We start from the raw sequence: 11612 nt of genomic DNA, 5'->3' as shown, positions 1-11612 counted from the left end.
GGTAGCCCGCCGCGACGAGCGCCCGCACCCACGGGCCGCGGTCGGTCTCGATCCCGACCACGACCTGCTCCGGGCCGGCGTCCTCGGCCAGGTGCCGCCCGATCAGCGCGTGCAGCCGGGCGATCCCGGCCACGCCCTCCGGCAGCCGGCCCTTCGCCAGTCGCCGACCCGTCTCGTCCTGCACCTCCACATCGTGGTGGTCCTGCGCCCAGTCGTCACCGACGAACAGCATCCGGGTCTCCCGTCTCTCGGCACCAGGTCCGGCAGCCTCCAGGAGATCCACCACGCCCTAATGGTCAAGTGCTCACGCCACGATCAGCGGGCACGACATCCCATCTGTGGTCCRCTCTCYYGACCACCGRCAGGGGCACGGTCTGACCTTAGGACTCGTCCTGCRTCCAGGGGCCTCGAGTGCTCACCTGCTGGCGGCTACCGGAACCGAGCCTGCCTCACGGCTGCCCGGTATGTCCCATTAGGGGCCTGCGTACGGGTGCGCCGCCAGGGACTTGAACCCCGAACCCGCGGATTAAGAGATCATCGGTGGTTCGTCCGCCAACGTCCGTGGACGTCCGCCGGTGCCGGTCGCGGGCTCGCAGTTGTCCGCCAAGTCCGTGACCGTTCGCCGCCGTTCGCGGGCTTGGCTGCCATCCAGGCTGCCAGCCTCTGCGATCTCCACCCTGGCGCAGACGGCGCTGATGCCTCTGATCCGTAGTTAGATCWGAATCTTCCGCCGACGTCCGTGGATGTCCACCGCGTCCGCTKACCTGGTGCGCTCCGTCTGCTGGTGTCCGTCAGCGTCCGCGGCCGTCCGACGGCTTGGCTGTCAACTTGGCTGTCACGTCTGCGACGGCCGTCCGACGACCCACGGCCTAGTGGCTCGGTACCTCGCTTAGATCGGGCCCGTCGTCTCGCAGCGTTGCCTGGTCCCTGGCTGTCTCAGATCGCGTGAACGGCAAGATCTTGCACTACTGYTGGAAGCAGGATGTGTTCGGCCGCGAGAACTCTCTCGGACAGGCTTTCGACCGTTTCATCCGGCTGGACGGGTAGTTCGTGTTGCGCGATAACGGGCCCCGCGTCGTACTCTGCTGTGACGATGTGGACTGAAGGCCCGGTAATGYGATCGCCGGAGGCCAGGACGGATTCATGTACTGCTCTGCCGTACATACCTTTTCCGCCATGTCTCGGCAGCAGAGACGGATGCACGTTTATGATCTTACCGGCGTAGGATTTCAGCGTGCACGGGCCAATATTTTTCATGTAACCCGCCGTGACGATCAGGCTGATCTTTCTTTCGTTTAGTAGCGTGCATATAGCCGTGTCGAGCTGATCGGGATCGGGATGCGTGACTCCTGACATGTGAGCGGCCGGTATGGCATGGGCTCGGGCATATGCAAGAGCGCCGGACCCTCCGTTGTTGCTCAGGACCAAGGCCAGGCGGAATGCCGCGGCAGGCCGGAGAGAGGATTGGTGCAGTGCCCGTAGATTGGTCCCGGTATGCGACGCAAACACCGCTACGCGGAAATCAGCCATGTACGGCACCCCGGCAGCTCGGCCGTGGCATCGCGTCCAAGGGCACGTCAAGGTAAGTCATGGGAGCCGACACACGCAGATTTTATGTCCACTCCGGCCTGGTTACCCCAGGCAAGCTCGTCGCTGGCAAGTGAGGGTTGGGCTGTCCGGGGAGCGAAGCGCCCTGGCACTGGTGATGGGGCTGTCGACTGGCGTGCCCTCTGCTCGTTCTTCGGCTGCCCATCGGCGTGCGCGACGAACGTCCGCAGCATCACGTTCCGTTCCTCGGCTGGTTCAGCCCACGCTGGCGACCGGCGGACTTCGTCGAACGTCTCGGATGGTCTACGCGGTGCGGGGTGCGACGGGCCCGGCGAGCACGGCCGCCAGGCCGCRCGCAGCCGGTCGCGCGGCGCGACCCGCACCGCGCTTGATCTCAAAACGAAGGATTCGGCAAATGCGCGGGCTCGTGCTCGTGGGGACCGGGCCGCCGCTGGCCCTGTCGGTGCCGGTCAACCGGTGAGGTCGGCGTGGTGCCGGACGTCCCACCGGTAGGCGTGGCCGTCTCGGCGGAGTTCGAGGAGGTCGACGCTGCCGACGGGCACGCTGATCGGTGGCCGCCTGCGAAGGTCGGTGAGTCGGCGGATGACCTCGTCGGTGGGCGGGGTGGCGTTGCAGTAGGTGACGCTGATGTGGGGTTTGAAACGGGCGGGCTCGTCGGGCACGGCGTCGGCGCCCAGGACGTCACCGATCGCGGCTCGTAGCTGCTCGCGTAGTTCGGCAACTGGGTGCCATGGGGTGGCGCGGAGGAAGGTTCCGCCGGGGTAAGCGGCGATGGGGCCGGCGGTGAGGGCGAACGGCTCGATGTCGGCGCATCGCTCGTCGGCGGCCTTCCCGATCGCGGCGACGGTCTCGGCGGGCAGCTCGTCGGCGAACGCGACGCCCTGCACGGTCATGTGCAGTCCGTCGACCGGCACGGGGTCGAGGTACTCCAGGTCGGCCAGTGCGCGTTGGAATCCGGCCACGTAGTCGGTGAGGGCCTGGTCCTGGAAGACGAGGTACCAGGTCAGGTAGCGCCGGTCCGGCCGCCATCCGGGGCGCCACCACCAGTGATCGGCCATCCGTTCGGTGCGGCGGAAAGCTTCCCAGTCGTCGGCGTCTACCTGGTCTTCGTGGGTCGGCGGCACGACCGCTCAGGGTAGACGGTGTGACCACCCTGATTGGTCGGCTGGGGGCCTGAACGTCAGGCGGTGGGCAGTCTCCAGGCTTTGACGGCGTCGTTGACCTGGGCGATCTCCGGGACGGTGCGCCACTGGGCGGCGGTGAGCAGGAAGTCCCGGGCCCGGCGGGCGACCACTTCGGATCGCAGATCGGCGCCGACGTCGAGTGCTTCGGCAACGAGTGCTCCGGCGCGGTCGGGCTGGGGGTTGGGACCGGTTAGGTAGGTCATGCTTGCGTCGACCAGGGTGAGGGCGTGGCTGGCGGTGGAGTCGGCGGCGGCGRAGATGGGGATGGCCTGGTCTGTGAACTCGCGGGCCCGGTCGGGGGCTCCGGCGGCGAGGTAGGCGGAGGCGGCGTTGCCGGCGATGCGGGATGCGGTGAACGGGTCGAAGGACAGGAAGTAGCCGACGGGGTCGGTGTCCTCGATGCGGGCGTGGGCGGCCAGGGCGCGGCCGACGGCCTCGTCGACTCCGGCGATGTCGCCGAGCTTGCCCAGGGTGCGGGCTTCGCCGCTGATGGCGAGTCGGATGCTGGCGGGGCCGCCGCGGGCGTAGCGCTGGCCGTCGCGGGCAAGGTCCAGGGCTTCGCGGTACCGGCCGCCGTAGTAGGCGATGAAGCTCTGGGTGCCGCGGACCCACGCGGCGAGATCGCGGTGTCCGGCGGTCTTGGCGAGGCTCATCGCCTCGTTGCAGTAGGCGCGGGCAACGAGTTCGTTGCCGAGGTCGAACGCGAGATAACCGAGCAGGCCGGAGAGCTTCCCGCCGATGGCGTACAGCTCGCGGCGCTGGTCGGGGTGCTGGTGTCCGGCCATCAGGTCGGCGACCCACCGGCGCTGCTTCAGGGCGACGGGGTAGACGGTGGCGGCGTCGCTGTTCTCGTAGCGGCGGCCCACGACTTCGATGCTGGTGTCGAGCTGGTGTAGCGCGTCGTCATCGACGTTGGATGCGGCGAACTGCTGCATCCGGCGGGTGACCTCGTCGAGCTCGGCGTCGAGTGCGAACAGCGCTCCGGCTGCGATCACGGTGCGCCGGTCCGGGCTCGTCTCGCTGCCGGCGGTTTCCGTGGTTTCCGAGCTGGCGAGTCCGAGACGGTCTCGGGGGATGCCGAGTCCGTCGGCGAACTTCTCGAAGTTCTCGATGGTGGTGACCTGGCGTTTCCCGCGGACAATCACGCTGATGGACGGCTGCGGGATGCCGGTCATGGCGGCTATCTGCGACTGGGAGGCACCGGTCCACTTCCGGTAGATCGCCAGCACGGTCTGCATGTCCCGTGCGGTGAGGGCCTGGGCCATCTCGGGGCGGTCCCACAGGCCGGTCGGTGCGGTGGGTAGTGGGCGGCGACGGGTCATGGCTGCTCCCATCCACGAAACGGGATGTGTGGCGTGGTGGACCGTGTACCGTCCGCCAGTCTATCCACGCTGAGTATCCATCCACATATCTATTCCGAACTGCCTGGATGCGTGAGCGTACGTCCTGGCTGCGCCCCGTCTCCGCGGCCTGGCTGCGGGACGGGCGCTGGGCGTGGTGACCAGGCAGGAAGGGAGAGATGGCATGACGGACGTGGCTGCACGGCGAACATCGGTGGCAGCGGAACCGGTGTTGTTCGGCGTGGTCCGCTTCGAGGACGACGGTTCCGGCCGGGTGCGGGACACAATGATCACGTTTCGGTCGGCGCAGGAAGCGGAAGCGTTCGCGCTGGATYGCTGCTGGACGCGGTACCAGGTGTGCGCGTTGCGGTTCTTCGTGGAGGAGAAGCCGGCGGAGCTGGGTGACTGGATGGTGCTCGGTGGGCACCTGGATCATCTGGTCACTCGGCGTGCGCGGCGTCTCCGGTGATCGCCCACGACGCCCGGCCGCCGTTGCGTGCGGATGTGGTTCGGGATCGGTCGTTGGCGGCGGTGGTGACGCTGCCGTGGGGTGCCGGCACGTGGGCGGTGGTGATCCAGCCGGGATCGGACCTGGCGGACCTGCACCGGGCCCTGGCGGAGCTTCCGGCAGGGTTGGAGTTCCACTCCGTGCACGGGGCGGGAGACGTCATCCTCGTCTACCAACTGCCCGCCGGGGAGGTCTCCCGGCGGGATCTGCTGCGGCTGACCGGCTCGGCGCTCGACATCCCCACCGGGTTCCCGGACCGGTCGCGGTGGATCACCCGTGAGGAGCAGCAGGCGTACCGGGCGGGGCACGCGGATGCGTTCGGCGCGATCCGCGTCTTCCTGAGCCGCCCCACCGGCGGCCCCCCGGACGGGACAGGTTCAGGCCCGGTCAATCCTCGGGGGTAGACCGGGCCTGAACCGATGAAGGGCCGGATCCGATGGTGACCATGTCATCGGATCCGGCCCTTTCGCATGCCCGGGTGCTACCGGACGCTGTCGCACCGCTCAGCAGGCGGAATGAGCTGGGCGCCGATGGTGGCAAGGCTGCGTTCGATGCGGAGCAGGACCTCCAGGATCTGCTGATCCACCGGCAGGACCGGCAGGGGCACCTCGTCGGRCTCCCTCCCGAGGAGGACGGTCAACAGGTGGTCGTCCGGCCATCCGAGCGCGCGGGAGATGGCGGCGAGCGTGGCGTCCTGGGCGCGGCGGCTGCTGGTGCCCCGTGCCAGTTCCCGTAGGGTCGCGACCGACACCCCGGACGCGGCGGCCAACGCCTGCTGACTCATCCGCCGTTCCCGCATCCGCGCGGTGATCGCGGCACCGACAGCCCGCCCGTCGTCCCCTGCCGTCGTCTCGCGCGCCATCGTGGATCAACACCCCCGGATCGTTTGCTGTTTACCAAACAGTAGTTCGCGTGATGAGCTTCCCGGAAGGCTGCCATGACGGTGGGGCCGTTTTTATAACGAGGCGTTATCCATAGGCGTATAGAAGCTTGGCGAGCGCTCGGCGAGCGGTGCATGGTGGGTGTTGCCCGACGTACCCCGGACCACCCGGGGGCGGGGCTGACCTTCGGAGGTTGACGAATCCATGGCGGTTCCCCGGCGTATTCCCGTGCGCTTCGAGGACGTGTTCCCGGCGGGTGCTTTCGTGCTCGGTGTGGAACCGGCGAACGACTACGAGAAGGTGAAGGCGAACGCTCCCGACCCGCAGGAACGCGACCCGAACACCGGCGAGCGGATCTGGGCGGTGCGGGTGCTGGACCCGGACCCGGCGGCCCGGCAGGCGGAGCTGAAGGTGAAGGTGCCCGGGGAGGTGCAGYCGGTCCTGCCGGAGGTGATGCCGGGCACGCCGTTCCGGCCGGTGCTGTTCGACGGGCTGACGATCACGCTGTGGGTGGACACCAACGGCAAGTACCCGAAGCAGGGCTACGCCATGCGGGCCCTGCGGCTGCGGCAGGTCGGCGCGGTGCGGCGGACGGGGGCGGCGGCATGACCGGCCACGACGCTGACCCATCCGGGTCGTTCACCTCTCTGGCGCTGTACGTCGGGACGAGCTGGTACGCGGTGTGTCACAGCTACCCCCACCGGCCCCCGATCCTGTYCCTCACCGTGGGCCCGACCGCGCTCTCCCTGTCATCCGTCGCTGAGGCGGACCCGGCGGCGCACCTCGCGTTCGCGCGGGCGTTGCGCGACGCGGTGAACACCTACCTCGCCGACTGCGAGCGGATCGCCCTCGCCGCACAGAACGACGCCCCGCCGACGGAAAACGCGGCGTAGCGCCTCCCTCATTTTCCGGAACGTTTCCCTCTCCCCCTTCCCTCTTCCCGTGGTTTCGTGCGCTCGAAAACAGGGTGGTATTGCCATGTCCAGAATCTACGGTGACCAGCGGATGCCGCGGATTCCGTCCCGGCCGGACAAGATGCGGGTGCCGCTGTGGATGCTGCTCCTCGCGGTGGCCGGCAAGGGGCTGGTGCTCGGGGTGCGCTGGTGCTGGCGGCACCGGATCGCCGTTCCCGTCGCGGTCGGCCTGCTGGTGTTCGTCCACCGGTTCGGCCTGCTGGGCCTGGTGGGCCTGCTCGTCGGTCTGCTGCTGGTGGCGGTGGTCTGGCGGCGGGTGCATCCGGTGTCGTTCGGGTGGCTGGCACGGTGGGTGTGGGGACGGGTCCGGCTGGCGTTCGTCTACCGGCGGCGGTGGCGGCCGGCGATGGTGCACACCGACCTGGCGATCCGGGTCCCGACCTCGAACGCCGATCAGGTCACCTTCGACGACTACTACCCCCGGATCCGTTCTATCCGCTCGACGCGAGCGGTGGACGTGCTGCGGGTGGAACTACTTCCCGGGCAGACCCCGGAACAGTGGGCGGAGCAGGCCGAAGCCCTGCGGCACGTGTTCCGGGCCCGGCGCTGTCAGGTCCAGGCAGAACCGCACCGGTTCGTCCGGCTGCACTTCCACCACCGTGACACCCTCGTCCGCCCTGTCACTCCCGGTGACCTCGACGGGCCCCGACCCGGCGACGTGGCCCCGGATCTCGTGGACGATCCCGGTGCCGCGTCGGGCCTGCTGGTGGCGGAGCTGGGCGCGGTCCCGGTCGGCCGCTGTGAGGACGGCTCTCCGTGAACCCTGCCGGTCCGCGGGACGCATGTCCTCGTCGCGGGGGCCACCGGTGCCGGTAAGGGCTCGGTGCTGTGGTCGATCATCCGCGGTCTCGGCCCGGCGGTGCGGGCGGGCCTGGTGAAGCTGTGGGTGTGCGACCCCAAGGGCGGGATGGAACTCGCTTTCGGTGAGCCCTTGTTCGCCCGGTTCGCCACCACGACAGGGGAGATTGCGGATCTCCTCGACCACGCGGTGACGGTCATGCAACGACGCACGGCACGGCTCCGCGGCCGGACCCGGCTGCACACCCCCACCGTCGGCGATCCGCTGATCGTGGTGGTGGTCGACGAAATGACGTCGGGGCGCTTGTGTCATAAATAGGGCCCACACCCCCCCGATCCGGGCTGGTGTGGGCCGAAGACGTCGGTCGGGCGCTCGTGTCACTCCCGACGGGCCTGCCGGCATCGTGCGCGTGCGCCGGGCGTTGCCTCGTGGTCGCATGCGGAGTGATCGAAATAGGGCCGCATCCCCTCCACACCCCCCGACGACTGGGGAGGGGATGTGGCCGGATCGGGGCCACAGAGCCACGTGATTGTGAGGGCCTCCCTCAGGCGGGCGCCCTGCGGGATGTACTGCTCCACCACGCGGAGCAGCTCGTCGGCGGTCGTGCCGCCGTCCAACTGGAGATCCATGGTGTCGGCGGTCTTGWCGACGCGCACCCGCACGCCCACGTGGTCGTTCGTTCGGCTCGCGGTCATAGCGGACACGGTAGCGCGTCGGGAGCGAGCCGGACAGTCGAGGTCGTGCATCGACCCATCTGCACACAGGGTTGGCGGGTGTGGAGCGCAGCACCGGGCCGCAGCCGGCCACCCCGGACGAGCTGATCGGCATAGCCGAGCTCCGGACCCTCCTCGGGGTCGGCAAGGCCCGCGCCTACACGATCACCAGAGACCGCGCGTTCCCCGCGCCCTGGTACGAGGGTGCCGACGGCCAGACCCGCCTGTGGCTCCGCGCGGACGTTGAGATCTGGCTGGACGCCCACCGCCCCGGTTGGCGCGGCGAGGGCTAATTACCACACCGCCCGGACGTCGTGCGTCGCGGGCGGTGTGGTGGTCAGACATCGATGGTGGAGTGGCTCAGGCCAGGCGAGCGCGGATGACCGCCAGGTCATCGTCTTGTCGTCGCTTGAGCCGCCCGCGACCGTCGCTGGCCAGATCGGCCGGGCGCAGGATGACCAGGCGGAGACCCTGGGTTGGTATCAGCTCCTCTCTGCGACGGTCGTACAGGGCTCGCTGCTCGCCCCGGTGAACGCCGCTGACCGTCAGCCGGTCGGGTTTGTCGAAGTGGGGTGTCGGCTGGTCGTGCTGGCGCTCGCGGTACTCGACGACCAGGCGGCGGGTGGGCCAGTAGGCGTCGACGGGCAGACGGACGCGGCGGCCGGTCGAGGGGCTCGGGTCGCCGAGAAGCCAGTCGAAGCGGTGTTGGCGTAGGCCGGTCTCRCCGACCGCCTCGTCGCAGAGGTCGAGCACGTACCACTCGTCGGATTTGGTGCGGGCGCCTGCGCCGTCGGGTGGTGGAGTTGCGCCATCGGGTGACATGGCGGCAGGATCCACCGCACGTCCGACAAACTCGGATCAGCCGTTCCGCCATGTGGCGAGGGTCACTCACCCCTGTGTCATGACTGAGCCGGTCCGTCCGCTCCACACCCCCCGTCGGTCGGCCTCGGTAGCGAGGTCTGCGGGGGGTGTGGACGGGCTAGCGGGGCGGGATGCTGGATGGGGCGATGAACAGAAGAACGGCGGCGATGTTCCCGAACGGTTCGACAAAAACCGCGTCCTCKGGAAGGGCCGCGAGGGCGGCCACGACGTGTTCCCGGTTAGCTCCGGGCCTGATGGTGAGCTGCCATATCCCGTCCGATCCCGTTGGTTGAACCTGGACAAATGTATGCCTCAGAATCACGTCATCTCCTCGCGTGCGCGCGTGTGATCGCTCAGCACGCTAACGAGGTGGACGCGCGATTCTCGCCACAATCGGGCTATTCGAGGAAGCGAACGCCTGGCCGGGACCGGAGATCCAGCTGAGCGACGACATACCGCATAGCGTCGGCGGCGTGGTCGTTCTCCTTCAGCGGCTCATCCTTGCGCTCGCCGTCCTCAGCGCGACGGGACTTGGACGCCCACACGTATTGCGGGATCTCCTCCGCGAGCCGTCCGGGCTTCTCGCGCTTCGCCAACTCGTGGTCCCGCTCCACGAGGCTGTCCMGGAACACCTTCAGTCGGTTGGTGGAGAGTCTCTCCTTCACGGCCTGGATCCCGCGGGACACATTCTTGGTCGCGGGGCAGGTCGAGTATCCCAACTCCCGCTCCAGCGTCGCCCGGTCCTCCGCGTCGTGGTCGCACACCACCTCCAGAGGATCGGCGAATCCGCGAGCCGCCTCCCGGATGGTCTGGCAGTGGTCGGCGACGGTTCGGCCGGTTCGGTAGATCTCCCTCACAAGCCACAGCCCGCCGTCCGGATCTTCGGCCCACAACTGCCACGTGAACGGGTTGACGAATCCGAAGTCGACAGCCCACCGGATGGTCCAATCCCGAGGGATCTTGAACGGATCCACGACGTGGATCGAGTCGTCCCACTCCTCGTAGATCACCCCCTCGGCGGCGGCCCAGATCCCATCCAGATACCGCAGCTTGYGGACGCCGGTCAGCTTGCCGAGCTTCCCGACGATGTAATCCCGTCCGGCCTCGGTCAGGCTCCCGTCCTCGCGGACGTAGACCGGATTGTCCYGGTGGCGGCTGGGGACCATCCGCATCCCCTCCTGGTCGCACCGCAGCTTGATCCAGTGCTTCGGGTGGCTTGGATTGCACGCGAGGATGATCTGTTTGTCCGCGAGGGCCGTTCCCCGCAGACGCGAGAACACGGTCTCGTACGCGGTCTTGGAGATCTCCGTGGCCTCGTCCACAAAGATGATGTCCAGCTCCGAAGAAAGGAACTTGGTGGGCTGGTCCAATCCGCCCACGATGATGGTCGATCCATTCTGGTAGCGGTATTTCGCGGCCTCCCGGGGCGAGCCGCCGAACCACGCGACGATCCCCGCGTCCAGTGCCGACCGCACCACGAACCGCTCGAAGAGATTCAGAGTGGTGCCAGCCAACGAGATGTTGGTCTGCCGCAGAATCAGAGCCTGCGTCCCCGGCACGGCCATGCACGTGAGGTGCACCTTCCAGAGGGCGGCGAGGCTCTTCCCGGTCCCCGCAGGACCGGAGAAGCAGATCTCCGCATCCCTCGCGGTCAGAAGGGCGGCGGCCCCTCCGCGCGGGCGGTAGGCGATCGTCCGCGTTTCGGGACGCCCGATGGTCGCGCTCATCCCACACCCCCCGGATGAGCCGGACCCTCCGAGGAGGGGACCGGAGGCGACGCCGTGATGGGCGGTGTGGCGTCGGCCGCCCGCCGACACGCCGAACGAGCGGCCTTGGTGCGGTCGTGGTCGCAATGTCGGTGGCTCCCGTTCGCCCTCTCTGGCTTGGTCGTCGCGCGTCGCGCGCGACGCGCGGACGGCTCCATGGGGGCGCTTGAGAGCGACGCTGACAGCCCGTCGCGCGCGTCGCGTGCGACGTCTTGGGCCGGCACGTCAGGGGCCGCACGGAGTGGGGCGGACGCGGTCGGCGCGCGGCCCGTCGCGGCCTCGGTCTCGGCCCGGCACCGGCGGCACCAGACCACCTCACCGGCCAGGGGCGCCCACAGCGATTGCTCGAACCACAGGTCGTGCCCGCACGCGAGACCCACCCGGAACTCTCTCACGATGCGCCCCCGTGCTGCGGGCAGCCGGGCGCGTGCGTCCAGGCCAGGCCGTCCGGCACGGCCTGGGCGCGGCACTCGGGGCCGTACGCCCCCTCGGCGGCGCACGCGGGGCACCAGTCGCCGAACGTCGGCGTGCCCGGGTGGGTCGGACATTCATCCGGGGGCGCGGCCTCGCGGGCCGCGCAGTCTTGGCATTGCATGAGGACTMCTTCGGGTCCCCCGATGGGCGAGGCGGGGTGTCCTCGGGTTGGCTCCCTTTGGTGAGGCTTGGTCAGACGGCGTCGGTGCGGGGGGCCTCGGCCTCGGTCAGCGCGTCCTCGATCGCCTCGGCTACGGAGCCGAGATAGTTCCTCATGGCGTCAACGAGGATGAACCACTGGTCTTGGACTTCGTCGACGCAACCAACCTCCCTCACCGCGTCACCGACTGAGTACAGTTGCCCCTCGCCTAGGACTGCCTCTTTCACCGGGCCGATCCGCAGGGACACGCCCGTCATGAGAGTGACCATGGCTTCCTCAGCGGCCCGRCGAGGCAGATCCGAGGCCATGACCTGCCTGAGAAGGGAGGCGATCAACGCGGGGTTGTCTTCCATCAGGGGCTCCTGGTGAACTGAGGGGGGGTG

15 protein-coding genes and 1 pseudogene are annotated in these 11612 nt (G+C 68.8%); 6 read left to right on the top strand and 10 right to left on the bottom strand.

Translation table 11 applies throughout. From position 1 onward, the window contains the following. The 4 genes from CcI156_RS20700 to CcI156_RS20685 all read right to left on the bottom strand — a co-directional run. On the bottom strand, nt 1-232 hold a 232-nt coding region (locus CcI156_RS20700; protein ID WP_139341560.1), incomplete at its 3' end, for a transposase. Nucleotides 233-936: 704 nt separating this feature from the next. Then, nucleotides 937-1530: a phosphoribosylglycinamide formyltransferase gene (locus CcI156_RS20695; protein ID WP_076807661.1), complete on the bottom strand. Its 594-nt coding sequence runs from the start codon at nt 1528-1530 to the stop codon at nt 937-939. 488 nt (nt 1531-2018) lie between these two features. After that, complete coding sequence (locus tag CcI156_RS20690; protein ID WP_011435472.1) at nt 2019-2693, bottom strand: 2'-5' RNA ligase family protein; 675 nt, start codon at nt 2691-2693, stop codon at nt 2019-2021. 56 nt (nt 2694-2749) lie between these two features. After that, entirely contained in the window at nt 2750-4075 is a 1326-nt protein-coding gene (locus CcI156_RS20685; RefSeq protein ID WP_076807659.1) for a helix-turn-helix transcriptional regulator, read from the bottom strand. A gap of 202 nt (nt 4076-4277) precedes the next feature. Here CcI156_RS20685 and CcI156_RS20680 point away from each other — a divergent pair, with 202 nt between their 5' ends. After that, entirely contained in the window at nt 4278-4562 is a 285-nt protein-coding gene (locus tag CcI156_RS20680) for a hypothetical protein (RefSeq protein ID WP_076807656.1), read from the top strand. After that, entirely contained in the window at nt 4559-5005 is a 447-nt protein-coding gene (locus tag CcI156_RS20675; RefSeq protein ID WP_023841814.1) for a hypothetical protein, read from the top strand. Before CcI156_RS20680 ends, CcI156_RS20675 begins: the two co-directional genes overlap by 4 nt. 77 nt (nt 5006-5082) lie before the next feature. Here CcI156_RS20675 and CcI156_RS20670 read toward each other — a convergent pair whose 3' ends face one another. Then, nucleotides 5083-5463 carry a helix-turn-helix domain-containing protein gene (locus tag CcI156_RS20670; RefSeq protein ID WP_076807653.1) on the bottom strand — a complete coding sequence of 127 codons (381 nt, stop codon included), beginning with the start codon at nt 5461-5463 and terminating at the stop codon, nt 5083-5085. A 223-nt stretch (nt 5464-5686) separates the two neighbouring features. Here CcI156_RS20670 and CcI156_RS20665 point away from each other — a divergent pair, with 223 nt between their 5' ends. From CcI156_RS20665 to CcI156_RS20655, 3 genes and pseudogenes are all read left to right on the top strand, one after another. Further along, the gene (locus tag CcI156_RS20665) at nt 5687-6091 is read left to right on the top strand and encodes a plasmid replication, integration and excision activator (RefSeq protein WP_076807651.1); all 405 of its coding nucleotides are present in this window, start codon (nt 5687-5689) and stop codon (nt 6089-6091) included. Beyond that, the gene (locus CcI156_RS20660; protein WP_076807649.1) at nt 6088-6375 is read left to right on the top strand and encodes a hypothetical protein; all 288 of its coding nucleotides are present in this window, start codon (nt 6088-6090) and stop codon (nt 6373-6375) included. Before CcI156_RS20665 ends, CcI156_RS20660 begins: the two co-directional genes overlap by 4 nt. Before the next feature lie 85 nt (nt 6376-6460). Next, a pseudogene (locus CcI156_RS20655) lies at nt 6461-7552 on the top strand (FtsK/SpoIIIE domain-containing protein); the annotation flags it as partial. An 80-nt stretch (nt 7553-7632) separates the two neighbouring features. Here CcI156_RS20655 and CcI156_RS20650 read toward each other — a convergent pair. After that, complete coding sequence (locus CcI156_RS20650) at nt 7633-7950, bottom strand: hypothetical protein (RefSeq protein WP_139341559.1); 318 nt, start codon at nt 7948-7950, stop codon at nt 7633-7635. An 80-nt stretch (nt 7951-8030) separates the two neighbouring features. Between CcI156_RS20650 and CcI156_RS20645 the strand changes: the two genes are divergently transcribed. Continuing rightward, entirely contained in the window at nt 8031-8261 is a 231-nt protein-coding gene (locus CcI156_RS20645) for an AlpA family transcriptional regulator (RefSeq protein ID WP_023841819.1), read from the top strand. 67 nt (nt 8262-8328) lie between these two features. Here CcI156_RS20645 and CcI156_RS20640 read toward each other — a convergent pair whose 3' ends face one another. From CcI156_RS20640 to CcI156_RS20625, 4 genes are all read right to left on the bottom strand, one after another. Next, the gene (locus CcI156_RS20640) at nt 8329-8790 is read right to left on the bottom strand and encodes a hypothetical protein (protein WP_023841820.1); all 462 of its coding nucleotides are present in this window, start codon (nt 8788-8790) and stop codon (nt 8329-8331) included. A 157-nt stretch (nt 8791-8947) separates the two neighbouring features. After that, nucleotides 8948-9151 (bottom strand): hypothetical protein, encoded by a 204-nt coding sequence (locus CcI156_RS27895; protein WP_023841821.1) that lies wholly within the window; start codon nt 9149-9151, stop codon nt 8948-8950. A gap of 76 nt (nt 9152-9227) precedes the next feature. Then, nucleotides 9228-10556 carry a phage terminase large subunit gene (locus CcI156_RS20630; RefSeq protein ID WP_076807645.1) on the bottom strand — a complete coding sequence of 443 codons (1329 nt, stop codon included), beginning with the start codon at nt 10554-10556 and terminating at the stop codon, nt 9228-9230. 705 nt (nt 10557-11261) lie between these two features. Beyond that, a complete protein-coding gene (locus CcI156_RS20625) occupies nt 11262-11582 on the bottom strand; it encodes a hypothetical protein (protein WP_023841824.1) in 321 nt (106 codons plus the stop codon). Nucleotides 11583-11612 lie beyond the last annotated feature (30 nt).

The sequence above is a fragment of the Frankia sp. CcI156 genome, from assembly GCF_001983015.1.
GTDB classification, from domain to species: Bacteria; Actinomycetota; Actinomycetes; order Frankiales; family Frankiaceae; genus Frankia; species Frankia casuarinae.
Note: the sequence above shows the minus strand (reverse complement) of the source record. Positions and strands in the feature narration are given on the sequence as shown.